16 protein-coding genes are annotated in these 19,234 nt (G+C 69.7%); 5 read left to right on the forward strand and 11 right to left on the reverse strand.

What is annotated here, in order from left to right; translation table 11 throughout:
• Positions 1 to 10: 10 nt before the first annotated feature.
• Positions 11 to 1,096, reverse strand: coding sequence for an LLM class flavin-dependent oxidoreductase (locus tag Q3A80_RS09915; RefSeq protein WP_446328866.1), 1,086 nt, complete (start codon positions 1,094 to 1,096; stop codon positions 11 to 13).
• A 557-nt stretch (positions 1,097 to 1,653) separates the two neighbouring features.
• On the opposite strand from Q3A80_RS09915, the gene Q3A80_RS09920 reads away from it, so the two are divergent.
• A complete protein-coding gene (locus Q3A80_RS09920; protein ID WP_446328867.1) occupies positions 1,654 to 3,147 on the forward strand; it encodes an acyl-CoA dehydrogenase family protein in 1,494 nt (497 codons plus the stop codon).
• A 61-nt stretch (positions 3,148 to 3,208) separates the two neighbouring features.
• Here the strand turns inward: Q3A80_RS09920 and Q3A80_RS09925 are convergent, their stop codons facing one another.
• The gene (locus Q3A80_RS09925; protein ID WP_446328868.1) at positions 3,209 to 4,132 is read right to left on the reverse strand and encodes a LysR family transcriptional regulator; all 924 of its coding nucleotides are present in this window, start codon (positions 4,130 to 4,132) and stop codon (positions 3,209 to 3,211) included.
• A 74-nt stretch (positions 4,133 to 4,206) separates the two neighbouring features.
• On the opposite strand from Q3A80_RS09925, the gene Q3A80_RS09930 reads away from it, so the two are divergent.
• A complete protein-coding gene (locus Q3A80_RS09930) occupies positions 4,207 to 4,773 on the forward strand; it encodes a cysteine dioxygenase (protein ID WP_446328869.1) in 567 nt (188 codons plus the stop codon).
• A 93-nt stretch (positions 4,774 to 4,866) separates the two neighbouring features.
• Complete coding sequence (locus tag Q3A80_RS09935; RefSeq protein WP_446328870.1) at positions 4,867 to 6,492, forward strand: rhodanese-related sulfurtransferase; 1,626 nt, start codon at positions 4,867 to 4,869, stop codon at positions 6,490 to 6,492.
• Between the two features lie 81 nt (positions 6,493 to 6,573).
• Here the strand turns inward: Q3A80_RS09935 and Q3A80_RS09940 are convergent, their stop codons facing one another.
• A complete protein-coding gene (locus Q3A80_RS09940; protein ID WP_446328871.1) occupies positions 6,574 to 7,719 on the reverse strand; it encodes a glycerophosphodiester phosphodiesterase in 1,146 nt (381 codons plus the stop codon).
• A gap of 367 nt (positions 7,720 to 8,086) precedes the next feature.
• Here Q3A80_RS09940 and Q3A80_RS09945 point away from each other — a divergent pair, with 367 nt between their 5' ends.
• Positions 8,087 to 9,151, forward strand: coding sequence for a phytoene/squalene synthase family protein (locus Q3A80_RS09945; protein ID WP_446328872.1), 1,065 nt, complete (start codon positions 8,087 to 8,089; stop codon positions 9,149 to 9,151).
• A gap of 491 nt (positions 9,152 to 9,642) precedes the next feature.
• Entirely contained in the window at positions 9,643 to 10,839 is a 1,197-nt protein-coding gene (locus tag Q3A80_RS09950) for a porin (protein WP_446328873.1), read from the forward strand.
• A 167-nt stretch (positions 10,840 to 11,006) separates the two neighbouring features.
• On the opposite strand, the gene Q3A80_RS09955 is transcribed toward Q3A80_RS09950, so the two are convergent.
• From Q3A80_RS09955 to pdxR, 8 genes are all read right to left on the reverse strand, one after another.
• Entirely contained in the window at positions 11,007 to 12,530 is a 1,524-nt protein-coding gene (locus Q3A80_RS09955) for an efflux transporter outer membrane subunit (protein ID WP_446328874.1), read from the reverse strand.
• A 49-nt stretch (positions 12,531 to 12,579) separates the two neighbouring features.
• Positions 12,580 to 13,734 (reverse strand): ABC transporter permease, encoded by a 1,155-nt coding sequence (locus tag Q3A80_RS09960; RefSeq protein WP_446328875.1) that lies wholly within the window; start codon positions 13,732 to 13,734, stop codon positions 12,580 to 12,582.
• Positions 13,731 to 14,678 (reverse strand): ABC transporter ATP-binding protein, encoded by a 948-nt coding sequence (locus Q3A80_RS09965; protein WP_446328876.1) that lies wholly within the window; start codon positions 14,676 to 14,678, stop codon positions 13,731 to 13,733. The genes Q3A80_RS09960 and Q3A80_RS09965 overlap by 4 nt, the downstream gene beginning before the upstream one ends.
• Complete coding sequence (locus Q3A80_RS09970; RefSeq protein ID WP_446328877.1) at positions 14,675 to 15,637, reverse strand: HlyD family secretion protein; 963 nt, start codon at positions 15,635 to 15,637, stop codon at positions 14,675 to 14,677. The genes Q3A80_RS09965 and Q3A80_RS09970 overlap by 4 nt, the downstream gene beginning before the upstream one ends.
• On the reverse strand, positions 15,634 to 16,332 hold the full coding sequence (locus tag Q3A80_RS09975) for a TetR/AcrR family transcriptional regulator (RefSeq protein ID WP_446328878.1): 699 nt from the start codon (positions 16,330 to 16,332) through the stop codon (positions 15,634 to 15,636). Before Q3A80_RS09975 ends, Q3A80_RS09970 begins: the two co-directional genes overlap by 4 nt.
• Before the next feature lie 397 nt (positions 16,333 to 16,729).
• Entirely contained in the window at positions 16,730 to 17,158 is a 429-nt protein-coding gene (locus Q3A80_RS09980) for a cupin domain-containing protein (protein WP_446328879.1), read from the reverse strand.
• A gap of 13 nt (positions 17,159 to 17,171) precedes the next feature.
• Positions 17,172 to 17,609 (reverse strand): carboxymuconolactone decarboxylase family protein, encoded by a 438-nt coding sequence (locus tag Q3A80_RS09985; protein WP_446328880.1) that lies wholly within the window; start codon positions 17,607 to 17,609, stop codon positions 17,172 to 17,174.
• Positions 17,610 to 17,703: 94 nt separating this feature from the next.
• Entirely contained in the window at positions 17,704 to 19,185 is a 1,482-nt protein-coding gene (gene pdxR, locus Q3A80_RS09990) for a MocR-like pyridoxine biosynthesis transcription factor PdxR (protein WP_446328881.1), read from the reverse strand.
• Positions 19,186 to 19,234: the final 49 nt, after the last annotated feature.

A 19,234-nucleotide genomic window follows, 5' to 3' on the forward strand; every position in this document is an offset into this window, starting at 1 on the left:
TCCGGTGGCGTCAGGCTGCGCGGCGCGCCGCGTCGCGTGCCGCGACGGCGCTGCGCACGCGCGGGATCAGTTCGCGGCCGTAGTCGAGCGCGTCGTCGAGCGGATCGAAGCCGCGGATCAGGAACGTCGTCACGCCGAGGTCGTAGTAGTCGAGCAGCGCATCGGCGACCTGTTCTGGCGTGCCGACCAGCGCGGTCGAATTCGAGCGCGCGCCGGTGAGCTTCGCGATCTCGGTCCACAGCCGCTTGTCGACACGCGAGCCGCGTTCGGCCGCGGCGAGCAGGCGCCGCGCGCCTTCGCTCTGCTGCGGACCGCCGGTGCCTAGGCCGGCCGCTTCGCGCAGCCGGCGCGTTTCAGCGAGGATTCGATGCGCGCGTGCCCACGCTTCGTCTTCGGTCGCCGCGAGGATCGGCCGGAACGACACCGAGAAGCGCACCTGCCGGCCGTGCTTCGCGGCTTCGGCGCGCACGCGCGCGGTCAGGTCGCGCACCTGGTCGAGCGATTCGCCCCACAGCGCGTAGACGTCCGCATGCTTGCCGGCGACTTCGAGCGCCGCTTCCGACGCACCGCCGAAGTAGATCGGCACGTGCGGCTGCTGGAACGGCTTCACTTCCGAAAAGCCTTGCTTGAAGCGGTAATGCGCGCCGTCGTGATCGAACGGCTGCGCTTCGGTCCAGATGCGCCGCAGGATCCCGAGGTATTCGTCAGTGCGTGCGTAGCGCGCGTCGTGGTCGAGGAAATCGCCGTCGCGCTGCTGTTCGCTGTCCGAGCCGCCGGAGATGAAGTGCACGGCGAGCCGGCCGCGGCTGAACTGGTCGAGCGTCGCGATCTGACGCGCGGCGAGCGTCGGCGCGGTGAAACCCGGACGATGCGCGAGCATGAAATGGATGCGCTCGGTCGCGGCGGCCGCGAACGCGATCGTCAGCGTCGCCGACGGTCCGGTCGAGTGGTGCGGGACGAGGATCCGGTCGAAGCCGGCCGTTTCGTGGGCGCGGGCGAAGTCGCGCACGTAGTCGGGATCGACGACGGGGCCGGCGGGCGGATGAATTTCCGACTGCTTCTGGCTCTGGATCATGCCGATGAATTCGACGCTCATCTGGGTCTCCGATGCAAGGACGGCCCGGCGCGGCCGGCAAAGGCCGGCGTCGGGAATGGAGCGCAGATTACCGCCGGGATCATGCGGAACGGAAATAATCAATCCCGATTTGAATATCAGATTTGCATGGTTTGGGTGTGTGTGCGTTGCGCATACGCTGTGGGCTCGCGATCGGTCGAAACGGCGCCGGCAGTGTGTCGTGCGGGGTTTGCCGAGCGGGGCCGGTCGCGGATCGGCAGGCGGATTCGGTGGCGACGGCATGGTTCGAGCGCCGATCCCGATGTCGCTGCTTCAGCGCGTGCCCGAGCGGTCGCGGCTGATGCCCGCAGATCGGGCGCGTGGAATTTGCTGCCGACTGCCGTTGCTTGCCGGCCGATTGCTGCCGGCTTTACGAGCCGCCGCGCCACCCGCACATCGATCGCCGCTGTTAGCGCGCTTGCCGCTTGCGTTAACCAGCCAGCCAGCCAACCAGCCAACCAGCCAACCAGCCAATCAGCCAATCAGCCAATCAGCCAATCAGCCAATCAGCCAATCAGTCACCGAGAGAATCCGAACCGATGTCCGCCAGCCTTGCTGCTTCCTCGCCGCAGCCACAACAGTCGTCGCTGCGCCACCTGCCTGCCGACGATGCACGCGTCGCCGCGCTGCTCAAGCGCCTTGCGCCGGCGCTCGCGGCCGACGCGGCCCGCAACGACGTCGACGGCCGGTTTCCGCACGAGAATTTCGCGCGGCTGCATCGGGCCGGGCTGATCGCACAGGTCGTGCCGCGCGAGCATGGCGGCGCGGGCGCGACACTCGCACAGGCGAGCCGGATCGTGGCCGCCGTCGCGCGCGCCGATCCCGCGACTGCGCTGGTGCTGACGATGACGTATCTGCAGCATCGCGCGCTCGGCCGCGCGGACAACCGCTGGCCGGAGCCGGTGCGGCGTGCGGTGTTTCGTAGTGCAGTCGAAGAAGGTGCGCTGATCAACGCGCTGCGGGTCGAACCGGCGCTCGGCTCGCCGTCGCGCGGCGGGCTGCCGGACACGATTGCGCGCCGCGACGGCGACGGCTGGCGGCTGTCCGGCCACAAGCTGTACAGCACCGGCATTCCGGCGCTGCGCTGGCTGGCCGTGTGGGCGCGTACCGACGAGCGCGAGCCGCGCGTCGGCGTGTTCGTCGTGCGGCGCGAGCGCGATGCGGCGGACGACGCGCGCATTCGCGTGATCGAAAGCTGGAATCATCTTGGCTTGCGCGCATCGGGCAGCCATGAGGTCGTGTTCGACGACGTGTGGCTCCCGGCCGACCACGCCGTGGACGTGCGTGCGCCCGATGCGTGGGCCGTGTCGGCCGCGAGCCATGCGGATGTCGACGCGCAGGCTGACCAGCAGGCGTGGATGGTCGCGCTGCTCGGCAGTCTCTACGACGCGGTGGCGCGTGCGGCGCGCGACTGGCTGCTCGATTTCGCGACGGCACGTGCGCCGAGCGGGCTCGGTGCGCCGCTCGCGACGCTGCCGCGCGTGCAGGAAGCCGTCGGCGAGATCGAGGGATGGCTGCATGCGAATCGCGTGCTGCTCGACGAGCACATCGCGCGCACCGATGCGGGCGACGCGCCGGCGGTCACGACGAGCGGCCTCGTGAAGCGAACCGTCACGGAGCAAGCGATCCGCACCGTCGAGCACGCGTTGAGGCTGTCGGGCAATCACGGGCTGAGCCGCCACAATCCGCTGGAACGTCATTATCGCGACGTGCTGTGCAGCCGCGTGCATACGCCGCAGGACGATGCGATCGCGGTCGCCGCCGGACGCGCGGCATTGGACGCGGCGGCCGCGGCGCGGCGCACCATGCCGAACGTTGACGCTGACGTTGACGCTGACGCGGGCACGGGCACGGGCACGGGCACGGGCACGGGCACGGGCGCTGACGTGGGCACTGACGCGAATGCAACCTCACGCAACACGCCGGCGCGAACCGCAACTACGAACGCGGAGGCGGAGGGGGAAGCGAATGCGGAAGCGGAAGCGGGCGGAGCATCACACAGCGCGCCCGTATCCGATCGAAGCGATGCGTGAGCGGGGTGGTGCGGCGGTCGCCGCAAACCGGACGCCCCCGTGGCGCCCGTGCCCGTTCGGGTCAAGCGGCCTCGTCGTGCTCGCCGGCATCCGCGGGCAGCGCGAACGCGGTGCGCGCATGCGCGGCCACGGTCGCGAGCGGCGCCGCGAAGCGCGCGGCATCCTGGCGGTGCAGCAGCCACAGATCGATCTGCGGCTTGAAATCGGCGAGCGGCACGATGTCGAGCGCGTCGCGCAGCGGGCTGCCTTCGAGCAGCGGCAGCGGCATCAGCCCGATGCCGAACCCGTTCGCGACGCTCTGCAATTGCAGGTCGCGGCCATGGGTATCGAGCGTGACGGGCATCGGCAGCCCCTGCGCGTCGAGCGCGCGGCGCAGGCCCGCGCGAAAGCCGCAGCCGTCCGGATTGAGCACCCAGCCGCGCGCATGGCAGTCGGCGAGCCGGTAGCTGCGGCGCGGCCAGTCGCCCTTGCGGCCGACCGCGACGAGCCGCGTGGCCAGCAGCCGCATGCCGTCGACCTGCGCCGGCAGCACCATCTCGCGGGCGAGGAACACGAGTGCCGCGTCGAGTTCGCGCCGCGCGATGCGTTCGACGAGCACGCCGCCCCACGCGGTCGTGACCTGCGTCGCGAGCGCCGGCCATCGCGCGGCGAGTTGCGCGATCAGGCCGGGCAGCATCGGCTCGCCGAGCCCTTGCGTGAGGCCGACGCGGAATTCGCCTTCGGGCGGCCGCTGGCCCGCCGTCAGCTCGCGCAGCGCATCGACTTCGCGCAGGATCGCGCGGCACTGCTCGAACACCTGCCGGCCGATGTCGGTCGGCCGCGGCGGTTTCGTGTTGCGGTCGAGCAGCGTCACGCCGAGCGCTTCCTCGAGATTCTGCACGCGCCGCGTGATCGCGGGCTGCGTCATGCCGAGCTCGGCCGCGGCCTGGCTGAGGCTCTGGCAGCGGACGACCGCTGCAAAAGCGTCGATATCGCTAATTTTCATGTTTGTTCTGCATGGTATTTCGGGTGCATCATGACGATCCATCATATTCGGCATCATATTCGAGGAGACCGCCGATGAGTACGCTTTCGTTGCAGCAGACGCCGCTGCGTCCGTTCGTCGACGCCCTCGGCGCGTTGCTCGCGTCCGGCGCGAACGAGGCGCGCATTCTCGACGAGGGCGGTGCGCTGCTCGCGGCGCTCGTCGCGCACGACGACTGGCTGCCAGACGCGTTCGCGCAGCCCGATCCCGAGCGCTACCGCCAATACCTGCTGCATCTCGATCCGGACGAGCGGTTTTCCGTCGTCAGCTTCGTGTGGGGGCCGGGCCAGACGACACCGATCCACAATCACACGGTGTGGGGGCTGATCGGCATGTTGCGCGGCGGCGAGCTTTCGCAGCCGTACCGGTTCGACGAGGCCGGCAGGCCGGTGCCGTCGGGCGACGCGGCGCGGCTGCAGCCGGGCGACGTCGAGGCCGTGTCGCCGCGCATCGGCGACGTCCATCGCGTGACCAATGCGTTCGCGGACCAGGTGTCGATCAGCATCCACGTGTACGGTGCGAACATCGGCAAGGTCGAGCGCGCGGTATTCCTCGACGACGGCACCGTGAAGCCGTTCGTATCCGGCTATTCGAACGCATGACCGGCCGCGCGATCGCCCGCATGGCGCGCGCAGGCCCGGGATCGCCCCGTTTTGCTTTCTTTTCCGACTTCAACAGAATCCGACAGAGACATCGTGACGCAACCCGCTGATTCCACTTCCCGTTTCCCCGTCGCGTCGTACCAGGACGTACGCGCGCGGCTGCTGGCCCGCGACGAGCTCGCGCTGATCGACGTGCGCGAGGAGGATCCCTATGCGCAGGGCCATCCGCTGTGGGCCGCCAACTTCCCGCTGTCGAAGCTCGAACTCGACGCGTGGACGCGCATTCCGCGCCGCGACACGCCGATCGTCGTGTTCGGCGAAGCCGGCGGCGAGGATCTCGCGCCGCGCGCGGCCGAGAAGCTCGCGCAGCTCGGCTATACCGACGTGCGGCTGCTCGACGGCGGCCTCGCGGGCTGGCTCGCCGCCGGCGGCGAGCTGTTCATCGACGTGAACGTGCCGAGCAAATCGTTCGGCGAATGGGTCGAGGCCGAGCGCCACACGCCGTCGCTGTCCGCGCAGGAAGTGCAGGCGCTGATCGACGCGAAGGCCGACGTGGTGATCGTCGACGCGCGCCGTTTCGACGAATACCAGACGATGAACATCCCGACGTCGACGAGCGTGCCGGGTGCCGAACTCGTGCTGCGCGTGCGCGCGCTCGCGCCGGATCCGGCCACGCAGGTCGTGGTGAATTGCGCGGGCCGCACGCGCAGCATCATCGGCACGCAGTCGCTGATCAACGCGGGGCTGCCGAACCCGGTCGCCGCGCTGCGCAACGGCACGATCGGCTGGACGCTGGCCGGCCAGACGCTCGAGCGCGGCGCCGCGCGACGTTTTCCGGACGACATCGCGCCCGCACAACGCGACGAAGCCCGCCGCGCCGCACGCGCGGTGGCCGAGCGCGCGGGCGTGCCGCGCATCGCGCTCGCGGAGCTCGCCGCGCTCGACGAGCCGGGCCGCACGCTGTACCGCTTCGACGTGCGCACGCCGGAAGAATACGAGGCCGGCCATCTGCCGGGCTTCCTGAGCACGCCGGGCGGCCAGCTCGTGCAGGAGACCGACCATCACGCGGCCGTGCGCGGCGCGCGGATCGTGCTCGCCGACGACGACGGCGTGCGCGCGGACATGACCGCGTCATGGCTCGCGCAGATGGGCTGGGACGTGCGCGTGGTCGAGCCGGCCGGCCCGGCCGCGTTCACCGAGCGCGGCCAGCCGCCGCGCGGCGTGCCGGCGACGCCGCAGGTGACCGAGGTATCGCCGGCGACGCTCGCGGGCTGGCTGAAGGAGGCGGAGGCGGGCGAGATCGCGATCGTCGACGTGACCGCCAGCGCGAACTACGTGAAGCGCCATATTCCGGGCGCGTGGTTCGCCGTGCGCGCGCAGTTGCGCGACGCGCTCGCGGCGATCCCGCCGGCGAAACGCTACGTGTTCACGTGCGGCTCGAGCCTGCTTGCGCGCTTCGCCGCGGACGACGCGCGTGCGCTGCTGCCGGCGTCGGCCTCGATCTCCGTGCTGACGGGCGGCACGGCCGCCTGGATCGACGCGGGGCTGCCGCTCGAGCACGGCGAAACGCATCTGGCGTCGCCGCGTATCGACCGCTACCGCCGCCCGTACGAAGGCACCGACAATGCGGCCGCCGCGATGCAGGCGTATCTCGACTGGGAATACGGGCTGGTCGACCAGCTGAAGCGGGACGGCACGCACCACTTCCGCGTGATCTGAGGCCCGACGCGCCGGGCACGGTGGGGCAAACGGCGCGCGCGGCGGCATGCGTCGCGCCCCGGTTGCCGGTCGCCCGGCGGTTCAGCGCCTGAACGTATCGACGGCCGTGCGGCCCACGGCCGGATCGTCGGTGAAGAAGCCGTCGATGCCCGCGCGCAGGTACGCGTGGATCTCGCGCACCGAGCCTGCGGGGTTGCGCGTGGCCGGCGTGCCGCCGTCCTTCAGCGACGCGGGCAGGAAGTTGTTCTCCGGCCGGAACGTGTACGGATGCACGACGAGGCCGGCCTCATGCGCATGGCGGACGTACTGCGTCGGCTGCTGCAGCGTGCCGTCCGCGGCCACCGCGATGATCGACGTCTTGTACGGGCCGACGCCGTTCGCATACGACGCGATCTCGCGCATCCCGTCGCGCGTCGACAGGTCGCCATAGGTGCGCTTGTCGTTCGCCTTCACGAAGTCGTACGGCCGCTGGTCGGCTTCGTCCATCAACTGCACGAGCTTCCAGTTCGGCTGGCTCGCCTTGATCCGGTTGCGGATCGCCTTCAGGTTCGCGACTTCGAACGACTGGATGTAGACGGTCGCCGTGCGTGCCGTGTACGGATCCTTCAGCAGCGCGTCGACGAGACGGTCCTCGAGCGGCAGGCCGATCGACTGGAAGTAGGTCGGGTGCTTGGTTTCCGGGTACAGGTGGATCGTGCGGCCGGTCTGCGCGGACATCTGCTTCGCGAGCGCGACGATCTCGTCGAAGGTCGGGATCTCGAACTGGTCGTTGTACGCGGTGTTCGCGGGGCGGATCTGCGGGATGCGCTCGCGCGCACGCAGCGTCTTGAGTTCCGCGAGCGTGAAGTCCTCGGTGAACCAGCCCGTCAGCGGCGTGCCGTCGATCGTCCTGGTCGCCTTGCGGCTCGCGAACTGCGGCAGCGTGGATACGTTCGTCGTGCCGGAAATCTCGTTCTCGTGGCGCGCGACGAGCACGCCGTCGCGGGTCGCGACGAGGTCGGGCTCGATCACGTCGGCGCCGTCCTCGATCGCCTTGCGGTACGACGCGAGCGTGTGCTCGGGGCGCAGCGCGCTCGCGCCGCGATGGCCGACCACCTGGACCTTCGCGGCAAGCGGCTGCGTGGGATCGGAGCCCGCGATATCGTCGCCGCCGCAGGCGGCAAGCAGCAGGGCGGCGGCACAGGCGAACGGGATGCAGCGCAGGGCGATCGGGCGCGTGAAGAGCATGTCGGTGAACCTTCGAACGGAAGTCGGTGAAAGGGCGGTCGACGCGGCAGCGCGGCCTGATGCCGGCCGCCCGGGATCGAACGGGACGCGATCGTCGCACCCGATCATTACATATGTATTACTTTCGCCTTTCCGTTTCGTTCGGGGTGCGATCGTGTGCGTCGGCCGGCAGGTGCGGCGGTGCACACGGTGCGATCCGCCGATCGCGGGAGCCGGCGCGCCGGATGCACTAAACTTGCGGGACTTTTGCATCGCCGCGCCGGGCCGACGCCCGCCCGCACATCGCGATGCGGCGACTCGCGGGCCGGCGCGGGCGCCCGGCGCCCGTGTGCGTCCGGGGCCCGCGCCGGCCGATTTTTACCGACCCATGACGACTCATACCGATTCCGCCTACCTGCTCGGCGACCTGCTGAAGAACGTTTCCCGCTCCTTCTACCTGACGCTGCGCGTGCTGCCCGACGGCATGCGCGACCCGGTCGGCCTCGCCTATCTGCTCGCGCGCGCGGCCGACACGATCGCCGACACGGCGCTCGTCGCGCCCGATCGCCGCGCGGCGCTGCTGACCGGCCTGCGCGACGAGGTCGAGCGGCTCGGCGACGGTGCGGCGCTGTCGCGCGCGCTCGAGGACGTGACGCGGATGCAGGCGGACTCGCACGAGCACGTGCTGCTCGGCTCGATGCAGCCGATGCTCGCGCTGCTGCGCGCGCAGCCGGAAGCGGACCGCGCGTCGATCCGCAAGGTCGTCGCGACGCTGACGTCGGGGATGGAATTCGACCTGCGCACGTTCCCGGACGAACAGTCGGGGCAGGTCGCGTCGCTGCCGAACCGCGACATGCTCGACCGCTACACGTACCTGGTCGCCGGCTGCGTCGGCGAATTCTGGACCGACATGACCGGCGCGCATACGCGGGCCGCGCGCGGCTGGGACCTCGCCGACATGCGCGACAAGGGCATCCGCTTCGGCAAGGCGCTGCAGATGACCAACATCCTGCGCGACTGCGCGAAGGACCTGCGGATCGGCCGCTGCTACCTGCCGGACGACGTGCTGGCCGCGCACCGGATCGCCGTCGCCGAATTGATGTCGCCGGACGCGTCGGCGCGCGCGCGCGGCGTGCTGGTCGACCTGCTGCGCGTGACCCTCGACCAATATCGCGACGCGTGCCGGTACACGCTGGCGATTCCGCGCCGCTTCGTCCGGCTGCGGCTCGCGTGCCTGTGGCCGATCATGATCGGCCTCGAAACGCTCGAACTGCTGGCGGCCCACGACGCCTGGCTCGATCCGGCCCGGCCGGCGAAGGTGCCGCGCAAGCGGATCTACCGGATCATGCTGCAGTCGCTCGCGCTCGTCGGCTCGAACGCGGCGATCCGCGCGCGGATGAACGCGCTGGTCGACGCCGTGACCGCGCGGCTTGCGCAACCGGCCGAGCACTGAATCGCCCCGGACGATACCGGCGCGACAGGCGCCGGTTTCCTCTTCTGCCCACCGGCCCGCGTTCGCGGGCCGTTCCCGTCCGATTCCCGCCACACGTACTGAAACGTTTTCACGATCTCGTTTCCCGAAACGTGGCTGTCATGAATGTCAGCGATCCTGCGCGGCGGCGTGAACCGCGGCACCCGGCCGCGGTCACGCATTCGTAAGATGGTTCGTGCCGAAGGCGTCTGACGACATTGGACGGTCGCGATGCACCAGTAAAAATGTAAAGCTAGGGTTTTCACCGGGAAATGCCGGAAACGCCCGCCGCGTAAGCGTTTTCAGGTGTCTTGTAACCGTTTGGTGAACCCGTGCGTTGCGTCGATCATACGATGACCGACTGCACGTATTGGGAAACGATTGGTAATCCGTCAGAATCGCACCGGCATGTACTCGCACATGTGCATAAAACCACACCAGAAAAGAAATCATTCTTTGAGGACGGAGAATCAATGAAAAAGCGCGTCGCTTTCGCCATGACGGCAGTGGGTCTCGCAGCCGCTACCGCAGCCCACGCTCAGAGCAGCGTGACCCTGTACGGTATCGTCGATAACGCCATCGCCTGGCAGAACAACTCGTCGGCAACCGGCGCGACCACGGGCGGTCACTCGAAGGTGCAGATGGCCACCGGCATCTGGGCAGGCAGCCGCTTCGGCCTGAAGGGCAGCGAAGACCTCGGCGGCGGCACGAAGGCGATTTTCCAACTGGAAGCCGGCTTCAACGCGAACAACGGCTCGTCGCAATGGGCGAACGGCATCTTCACGCGTCAGGCGTGGGTTGGCCTGACCAACCAGACGTACGGTACGCTGACGGCCGGCCGCCAGTACACCGCGTACTACACGCTGCTGTCGCCGTATAGCCCGACGACCTGGCTGACCGGTTACTACGGCGCGCACCCGGGCGATATCGACTCGCTGGACACCAGCTACCGCGCGAACAACTCGCTCGTCTACATGTCGCCGAAGTTCTACGGCTTCACGGTCGGCGGTTCGTACTCGCTCGGCGGCGTCGCAGGCAGCTTCAACCGCGGCTCGACGTGGAGCGCGGCGATCCAGTACCTGAACGGCCCGGCAGGCATCGCGGTCGGCTTCCAGAAGGTCAACAACTCGACGCTCGGCGGCGGCGTGTGGGGCGACAACTCGACGGTCACGAGCGGCGGCCAGCCGGCAGTGTCGTCGATCAACAGCGGCTACCAGACGGCGCAAACGCAGCAGCGCCTCGGTGTGACGGCCGGCTACCAGTTCACGCCGGCATGGGACGTGTCCGTGTCGTACACGAACGTCCAGTACGTCCCGGGCGTCGGTTCGGCGTTCCGCAACACGGCGATCTTCAACACGGCAGGCGCCGTGCTGCACTGGAAGGCAGCGCCGCAGTGGGACTTCGCGGCAGGCTACTCGTACACGGCGGCAACGCAGTCGAACGGCATCTCCAGCGCGGCCAAGTACCACCAGGTCACGCTGTCGCAGTACTACAGCCTGTCGAAGCGCACGGGCCTGTACGCAGTCGAGGCTTACCAGCACGCGACCGGCAACACGCTGAACAAGGCTGGCGGCATCCAGGCTGCAACGACGTCGATCGGCGACGGCGTGGGCGCAGGTTCGAAGCAGAACCAGATCGCTGCAGGCGTTGGCCTGATCCACCGCTTCTAAATGTCGCGCGGCGCGCGAGCGCCGCTCACGGCATGCGGTATCAAAGAAACCGGCCTTCGGGCCGGTTTTTTTATTGGAACGCGCGCTTTGCAATCCTGATGGATGCGTGCCATGTTCGGTCGCCGGTCGACGAAACTCGCACCGCGGCGCCGAAGCAGTCTCGTCCATCACTCGGCGGAATCGTCGGTCCAGCGCCCCGCGAGCGCCTGGAACAGCGCCGCCGTATCGGCAAGCCGGTCGGCCTGCGCGCGTGTGCGATCCAGCGCGGTCTGCAGCGCCTGTCGCTGCGCGTCGAGCAGCGCGAACGTGCTGATTCCGCCCGCCGCGTAGCGGTCGCCGGCGATCGCGTTGCCCGCCGCCGCTTCCCGTGCGGCCGTGTCGCGCGCCGCGAGCGCCGACGCGTCGTGTTCGACCGCACGCATCGCGTCGGCCACCTGCTGCAGCGCCACCAGCACGGTTTCCCGATAGCTCGCGAACGCGGCATCGTACGCAGCTTGCGCCGCGCGCTTCTTCGCGCGCAACTCGCCACCGTGAAAGAGCGGCTGAGTCAGGCCGAGGCCGACGTTCCAGACATTGAGCCCGCTGACGATATCGGCGATGCGCGTGCGTTCCGAACCGATCCCGGCCGAAACCGAAAAACGCGGATACAGGTTCGCGGTCGCGACGCCGACGTTCGCGCTCGCCTGATGCAGCATGGCCTCCGCCGCGCGGATATCGGGCCGCTCGCGTGCGAGCGTCGACGGCAGCGCGACCGGCACCGTGCGCGGCAGTGCGAGCGCATCGATCGAGAGGTCGGGCAACTCGGCGGTGGCCGGCGGCGCGCCCAGCAGGATCGCGAGCCGGTGGCCGGCTTGCGCGTAGCGCGCCGCGAGCGGCGGCAGCGATGCCTGCGTCTGCGCGAGCAGCGCGCGCTGTGCATGCACATCGGCGCGCGACACGCCGCCGGCCGCGAAGCGCGCTTCGACGATGCGCAACTGGCGCGTCTGCGCGTCGACGAGCTGCCGCGTGAGCGCCATCTGCTGGGCGAGCGACGCGCGCAGGATCGCGGTCGCGACGACGTTGGCCGCGAGCGTCAGCCGCGCGGCGTCGAGCATGTACGCCTGATAGTCGACCTGCGCGCGCAGCGCTTCGAGCGCGCGCCGGTTACCGCCGAACACGTCGAGCACATACGACACGCTCACCGACGCGTCGTACAGCGTGAACGGCCCGGGATTCGGCACGTTGGCCGGTAGCCCGAACGCGGCAATGTCGACCTGCTCGCGCGTCGCGGACAAGTTCGCGTCGACGCGCGGCAGCATCGTCGCACCGGCCTGCGCCGCGTGGTTCTGCCGCGCTTCGTCGAGCCGCGCGCGGGCCTCGGCGAGTGTCGGGCTGTTCTGCCACGCGGTATCGACGAGGCGGTTCAGCGGTTCGGAGCCGAACCGCGTCCACCAGCGTTGCAGCGTATGCGCGGCCGGTGCGAACGTCTGCGCGTCGCCCGCCGGGCCGCTCGCGGCCGCCGTCGTCGCCGGCACTTCATCGCGCGTGTAGCGCTGCGTGGCCGGCGCGTCCGGCGCGCGGAAATCCGGCCCAACCGCGCATCCGGCGACGAGCAGCGCAGCGGCGAGCAGCGCGCCGCGGCGGGCGGCGCCGGAGGTGCCGGAGGTGCGGGACGTGCCGAAGGTGCTGGACGTGCCGAAGGCGTCGGACATGGCGGATATGCCGAACGCGCGACGTGAAGCCGGTTTCATTGTCCGTCTCCTAGTCGAGCGTGCGCCGGTAGAAGCGCAGCGCGACGCCCATCACGACCACGGTGAACAGCGCGACGGGCCACACCGACGGCCACAGGTCGGCCCACGCGTTGCCTTTGAGCAGGATCCCGCGCACGAGGCGGTTGAAGTACGTGAGCGGCAGCAGGTTGCCGATGAACTGCGCCCATTTCGGCATGCCGGCGAACGGGAACATGAAGCCCGACAGCAGGATGTTCGGCAGGAAATAGAACATCGCGAGCTGCATCGCCTGCAGCTGGTTCTGCGCGAGCGACGACAGCGTGATCCCGACCGTCAGGTTCGCGGCGATGAACAGCAGCGCGGACAGGTAGATCGCGAACGCGCCGCCGACGAACGGCACCTCGAACACGTACCGTGCGGCGGCGAGAATGATCGTCACCTGGATCAGCCCGATGAACACGTACGGGACGATCTTGCCCGTCATCACCTCGAGCGGGCGCACGGGTGTTGCGAGCAGGTTCTCCATCGTGCCGCGCTCGCGTTCGCGGGTGATCGCGAGGCCCGTCATCATCACCATCGTCATCGTCAGGATCACGCCCATCAGGCCGGGCACGACGTTGTACTGCGTGATGCCTTCCGGGTTGTACAGGCGGTGCAGCACGACGTCGAACGCGGGCGGGCGGCCGTTCAGGTGCGCGAGCGGGCCGGTCAGGTCCTTGTCCGCGACGGGCTGCACGAGCCCCTGCAGCGCGCCGATCGCCGAGGCGGTCGCGACGGGGTCCGTCGCGTCCGCCTCGACCAGCAGCGACGGACGCTCGCCGCGCAGCAACTGCGTCGAAAAACCGGCCGGCACGCTCAGCACGAACTGCACGTCGCCGCGCGCGAGCGCATGGCGGCCGGCGGCTTCGTCCGGCAGCGTGCCGACGATGTCGAAATAGGCGGAATTGCGCATCGCGGCGATGAAGCTGCGCGCGAACGGGCTCTGATCGGCGACGATTACCGCGGTCGGCAGATGTTTCGGATCGGTGTTGATCGCGAAGCCGAACAGCGCAAGCTGGATGATCGGCACGCCGACGATCATCGCGAACGTCACGCGATCGCGGCGCAGCTGCAGGAATTCCTTCAGCACGATGCTCCACCAGCGCGCGACCGAGAACGCGCCGCGCAGGGTCGCCCGCGCGCTCATGCCGGCGCTCCGCCGACGGGGCCGTGCGCGCGGCCCATCATGTAGATGAACACGTCCTCGAGCCCGGTGTCGATCGAGGCGACCTGACACGACGCGTCGCCGCATACCTGCGCGAGCGTCGCGTCGAGCCGCGCGGCGTCGCGCCCGCTCACGTGCAGCACCGAGCCGAACACGACCGTCTGGTCGATGCCCGGCATCGTGCGCAGGCGCGCGGCCAGTTCGGCCAGGTGCGCGCCGGTGACCACGCGGGTCGACAGGTGCTGCGACGCGACGACCTCCGCCGACGTGCCCTGCGCGAGCAGTTCGCCGTCCGCGATGTACGCGAGCTTGTGGCAGCGCTCGGCTTCGTCCATGTAGTGCGTGCTGACGAGCACCGCGATCCCTTGCGCGGCGAGCCGGTGCAGTTCTTCCCAGAAGTCGCGGCGCGCAGCCGGGTCGACGCCGGCGGTCGGTTCGTCGAGCAGCAGCAGTTCAGGCTCGTGCAGCATGCATGCGGCGAGCGCCAGGCGCTGTTTCCAGCCGCCGGACAGCGCGCCGGTGAGCTGGTCCGCACGGCTCGCGAGGCCGAGCCCGTCGAGCGCGCGCGCGACGGCCGCGCGGCGATCGGGCATCCCGTACACGCGCGCGACGAAATCGAGATTCTCGCGGATCGACAGGTCTTCCCAGTACGAGAATCGCTGCGTCATGTAGCCGACGCGCCGCTTGATCTGCGCGCTGTCGCGCACGATGTCGTAGCCGAGGCAGGTGCCGCTGCCCGAGTCCGGCGTGAGCAGCCCGCACATCATCCGGATCGACGTGGTCTTGCCGCTGCCGTTCGGTCCGAGAAAGCCGAAGATCTCGCCGCGCGCGACGCGCAACGACACGTCCTTCACGACGTGCTTGTCGCCGAACCGCTTGTTCAGGCGGTCGACGTCGATCGCGTACGGCGCCGGCTGCGCGTTCATCGCATCCTCACGGCGACGGGCTGGCCGGGATGCAGTTTCGGCGCGTCGGCGAGCGCGGGGCGCGCCTCGACCATGAACACGAGCTTGGTCCGGCTTTCGTTGCTGTAGATCACCGGAGGCGTGTATTCGGCGTTGCTCGACACGTACGTGATGCGTGCGGGCACGTCGGCCGCGCAGCCGTCGCAATGGATCGCGATCGTGCGCCCCGGCGCGAGCGACGCAATCGCGGCCTCCGGCACGAAGAAGCGCACCTTCAGGTTCTGCGGCGGCAGCATCTGCACGACCGGATTGCCGGCCTGCACCCATTCGCCGACGCGGTACAGCGTGTCGTACACGCGCCCGGCGGCCGGCGCGGCCACGCGCTTCTGGTCGAGCTTCCACTGCGCTTCGGCCACGGCCGCCTGCGCGGCATCGACCTGCGCAGCCTGCGCGGCGACCTGCTGCGTGCGGCCCGGCAAGCGCGCGACGTCGACCTGGTTCTGCAGCTCGCGCATCTGCGCGGCGCTCGTCTGCGCGGCCGTGCGCGTATCGTCGAGCTGCTGTTTCGACAGGCCGCCGGCCGCGTACTGGCGTTCGTCGCGCGCGAGTTGCGCGGCGGCCCGCGCGGCCTGTGCAGTGGCCTGCGCGAGCTGCGCGCGCGTAACCGCGACTTCGGGCGGGCGCTTGCCGGTCTGCAGGTCGGCAAGCTGCGCGCGGGCGGCCGCGAGCTGGTGTTGTGCCTGCTGCAGCGCGGCCGTTTCGCTGACCGCGTCGAGCGCAAACACCGGCGTGCCGGCGGCGACGGCCTGGCCGCGTTCGACCGACAGTTGCGTCAGCGTGCCCGGCTGCGACGACGACAGGTAGACGAATTCGCCTTCGACATAACCCTGGTACGCCGTGCCGTCGTCTGCCGGCCGGCCGCAAGCGGCGAGCAGCACACCGGCGGCGAGCACGAGCGGCAGCGCACGGGCCCGGCTCACGAGCGCCTCCGTGACGAGCGGGCGCGTGCGGGCGGTGCGGCGCCGGGCGGCTGCATGCCGGACTCGAGCAGCGCGCGGACATGGCGATGCAGCACGTCGCGATCGATCGGCGGCAGGCCGCGCGCGCTTTGCCACAGCTTCGCGGTCGCGAGCGGCAGCATCACCAGCGCGATGATCGAATGGAACAGGAACGCCGGTTCGAGCGACGGATTCAGCGTGCCGCGCTGCTGCGCGGCGCGGATGCGTTCGGCGAAACGCGCGACATGCTCGAGCGGAATGCGCCGGATCATCCGCTCGCGCAGCAGCCCGCCTTCATGGACGATCTCGCGCAGCCAGATCGACGGCAGCCACGGCATCCGGTGCGTGACGTCGAAGAACCGGTCGACGAGTTCGGCCACGAGCGCAAACGGATCGTTTTCGGTCTGCGGCGCGGTCGGCCGCCACACGAACGCGATCACCTGCGCGAGCCGTTCCTCGACGATCGCATCGAGCAGTTGCTCGCGATTCGTGAAGTAGTAGTGGACCATCGCCGATGTGACGCCGGCGGCCGCGGCGATCTGCGCGACCGTCGTCGCGGCGATGCCGCGTTCCGCGAACAGCTGGATCGCGACGTCGAGCATGTGGTCGCGCAGGTCGAAGTCGTGCACCGACGGGCGGCGCCCGCGCGGCCGGGCGACGGTGGCTTTCGCGTTCATGCAGACGACGCTAATTGATGAGTTAGTTAATTTCAAGGAAGGGTTTTCGCGCGCGGTGGCGCGGCCGGGCGGGCGGCGAGTGGTGGCGCGGGATCGCGGGTTAGCGGCGCGACGAACGTGCGCGTGCCGGCCGTCGAATGTAGGAAGCGGCTAACGGGAAAGCCGGGGACGGCCGGCGGCGCGAACTGCGCGAGAAGATGTCGGGGAGCGGCGAGGCGGAACCACCGCGGTGGGCCGTCGCGGCAATTGCGCGGCGGGCAGCGCAGCCGGTTCGTCGACGATCAGCCCGCGCGGGCCGCCGGCGAGCGCGCGCACCCGCGCCGGACCCTGCTGTTCGCCGCCCGACAGCCCGGCCCTTGGGCGCGTGCCCGACACGGCGCGCGCCCCTGAAGCGTCGTCATCGATCGATCGGCGACTTCAGCGGATCGTGTTCGCCGGTAAGCCCGAACACGACGAGTTGCGCGGGTTCCGTCGCGCTCGCATTGCGCGATACCTGATGCCGCGAGCCGGGCGGTTCGTACCAGCCTTCGCCGGCACGATAGCGGCGCTCGGGGCCGTCGTTCACCTGCGACAGCACTTCACCTTTCGACACGACCGCGAACACCGAGCCGAGATGGCGGTGCGGCTCGGACGCCTGGCCGGGCGCGTAGTCGACCGTCGCGACGACGGCGAGCTTGCCGGGCGCCTCGGGCACGGCCTGCCGCATGATCGCGTGCACGTTGGCGCCGGCATCGTGTGCATCGGCAGCGGCCGGCAGCACGGCGCCGAGCGCGAGCGACGCGCACACCAGCACGCGGCGCGGCGTGGAGCGGGAAGGGCAGCGCATCATCGTCGCCCCCTTACTCGGGCATCTTGCGGAATGCGATCGCGAAGCGGTTCCACGAGTTGATCGTTGCGATCAGCAACGACAGGTCGAACAGCTCTTCGTCGCTGAAATGCGGCTTCACGGCTTCCCACACGGCATCGGGCACGTGGTGGTCGGCGATCAGCGTCAGCGCTTCGGTCCATTCCAGCGCCGCGCGCTCGCGCTCGGTGAAGAACGGCGTTTCGCGCCACGCGACGACGGTCGCGAGGCGGCGATCGGTCTCGCCGCCCTTGCGCGCATCGGTGGTGTGCATGTCGACGCAGAACGCGCAGCCGTTGATTTGCGACGCGCGCAGCCGGACGAGTTCGGCGAGCGGCTTCTCGATCGAGCTCTTCGCGAGGAATTCCTCCGCGTTGCGCATCACCTTGATCGCGTTCGGGCTGGCGGCATAGAAGTTCAGGCGCGGTTGCATGGCAGGTCCTTTTCCGGTTGATGCGCACGGCGGCGCGACAGGACCCACTTTATGCGTGCCACTGGACTGCTTGAATGGCCAATTTCCGGAAAATTCAGGTAACCAGTGGCGAACCGGCTGCTTCGCCCGAATCCAGCAGCACGGCCAGTTTCGCGAGCGCGGTGTCGATGCGCAGCGCGTCGATTCCGCCATAGCCGAACAGCAGCCCGGCGCGTGCCGGTGAACCGACGTGGAACGCCGAAATTCCGTACAGCCCGATGTCGTGCGCGCGGGCCGCACGGATCAGCGCGGCTTCGTCGAGCCCCGGTTTCAGGTGCGCGGCGAGGTGGATGCCGGCGGACGGCGCGATCGTGTCGAACCACGGCGCGAGGCCGCCGCGCAGATGTGCGAGCAGCATCTTGCGGCGCGCGTCGTAGTGCTTCTGCACGCGCCGCAGGTGCCGCGCGAAATCGCCTTCGAGCATGAAGCGCGCGAGCGCCGCCTGCGTCAGCGTGCAGGTGTGCCAGTCGACGATCTGCTTCGCTTTCGCGAGCGCGCCGCGCAGCACGCGCGGCGGTATCGCGTAGCCGATCCGCAGTTCCGGAAAGATCGTCTTCGAGAACGTGCCGACGTACGCGACGAGGCCCGTGCGATCGAGGCTCTTCAGCGACTCCACCGGCCGGCCCTCGAAGCGGAATTCGCCGTCGTAGTCGTCCTCGATGATCACCGCGCGGCGGCGCTGTGCCCATTCGAGCAGCGCGACGCGCCGGTCCAGCGACATCGGCATTCCGAGCGGAAACTGGTGCGACGGCGTCACGTAGACGAGGCGGGCTTCGTCGGGCAGCCGTTCGGTGACGAGGCCGTGCGCGTCGACCGGCACGCCGATCACCGTCGCGCCGAGCGACGCGAACGCCGCGCGCGCCGGCGGATAGCCGGGATTCTCGACCGCGACGACGTCGCCCGGCCGCACGACCACGCGCGCGATCAGGTCGAGCGCCTGTTGCGCGCCTTGCGTGACGAGCACGTCGTCCCAGCCGCACGCGACCGCGCGGCTGAACGCGACGTAGCGCGCGATCGCGCCGCGCAGCTGCGGATCGCCGGCCGGGTCGTGATACTGGCCGGGGCCGCGGGCCTGCTGGCGCAACGCGTGATGCAGGCAGCGGCGCCACGCGTCGAACGGGAACAGCGTCTTGTCGGTCACGCCGCCGCGAAAGTCGAACGCAGGCGTGTCCTGCGGCGCGGGCATCGCAAGCGCGTCTGGCAGGTCGTTCCAGAGCGCCCGTGCGTCGAGCGCATGGATTGGCGGCGTGTCGTCGACGAGCGACGGCGTCGGGCCCGCCGCATGCGGTACGCGCGCGAGACCGTCGGCGACGAACGTGCCGTCGCCCGCGCGCGTGGTGAGGTAGCCCTCGGCGACCAGGCGCTCGAACGCGTCGAGCGTCGTCTTGCGCGACACGCCGAGCTGCTTCGCGAGATCGCGCGTCGACGGCAGCCGGGCACCGCCTTCGAGCCGCCCGTCGACGATTGCGGTGCGCAACTGCCGGAAGATCTGGCCGGTCAGGTCGTGACGGCCGTCGATGCGGATCGCGATGTCCATCGCAGTGGTGGTTACCTCGGATGCGAGAATCTGATGCCGGTCAGCATAC

Source organism: Burkholderia sp. SR8, from assembly GCF_052851275.1.

Coding starts and splice junctions, on each gene's coding strand:
- Q3A80_RS09915 (WP_446328866.1), bottom strand. CDS start 1,096: ATGAGCGTCGAATTCATCGGCATGATCCAGAGCCAGAAGCAGTCGGAA.
- Q3A80_RS09920 (WP_446328867.1), top strand. CDS start 1,654: ATGTCCGCCAGCCTTGCTGCTTCCTCGCCGCAGCCACAACAGTCGTCG.
- Q3A80_RS09925 (WP_446328868.1), bottom strand. CDS start 4,132: ATGAAAATTAGCGATATCGACGCTTTTGCAGCGGTCGTCCGCTGCCAG.
- Q3A80_RS09930 (WP_446328869.1), top strand. CDS start 4,207: ATGAGTACGCTTTCGTTGCAGCAGACGCCGCTGCGTCCGTTCGTCGAC.
- Q3A80_RS09940 (WP_446328871.1), bottom strand. CDS start 7,719: ATGCTCTTCACGCGCCCGATCGCCCTGCGCTGCATCCCGTTCGCCTGT.
- Q3A80_RS09945 (WP_446328872.1), top strand. CDS start 8,087: ATGACGACTCATACCGATTCCGCCTACCTGCTCGGCGACCTGCTGAAG.
- Q3A80_RS09950 (WP_446328873.1), top strand. CDS start 9,643: ATGAAAAAGCGCGTCGCTTTCGCCATGACGGCAGTGGGTCTCGCAGCC.
- Q3A80_RS09955 (WP_446328874.1), bottom strand. CDS start 12,530: ATGTCCGACGCCTTCGGCACGTCCAGCACCTTCGGCACGTCCCGCACC.
- Q3A80_RS09960 (WP_446328875.1), bottom strand. CDS start 13,734: ATGAGCGCGCGGGCGACCCTGCGCGGCGCGTTCTCGGTCGCGCGCTGG.
- Q3A80_RS09965 (WP_446328876.1), bottom strand. CDS start 14,678: ATGAACGCGCAGCCGGCGCCGTACGCGATCGACGTCGACCGCCTGAAC.
- Q3A80_RS09975 (WP_446328878.1), bottom strand. CDS start 16,332: ATGAACGCGAAAGCCACCGTCGCCCGGCCGCGCGGGCGCCGCCCGTCG.
- Q3A80_RS09980 (WP_446328879.1), bottom strand. CDS start 17,158: ATGCGCTGCCCTTCCCGCTCCACGCCGCGCCGCGTGCTGGTGTGCGCG.
- Q3A80_RS09985 (WP_446328880.1), bottom strand. CDS start 17,609: ATGCAACCGCGCCTGAACTTCTATGCCGCCAGCCCGAACGCGATCAAG.
- pdxR (WP_446328881.1), bottom strand. CDS start 19,185: ATGGACATCGCGATCCGCATCGACGGCCGTCACGACCTGACCGGCCAG.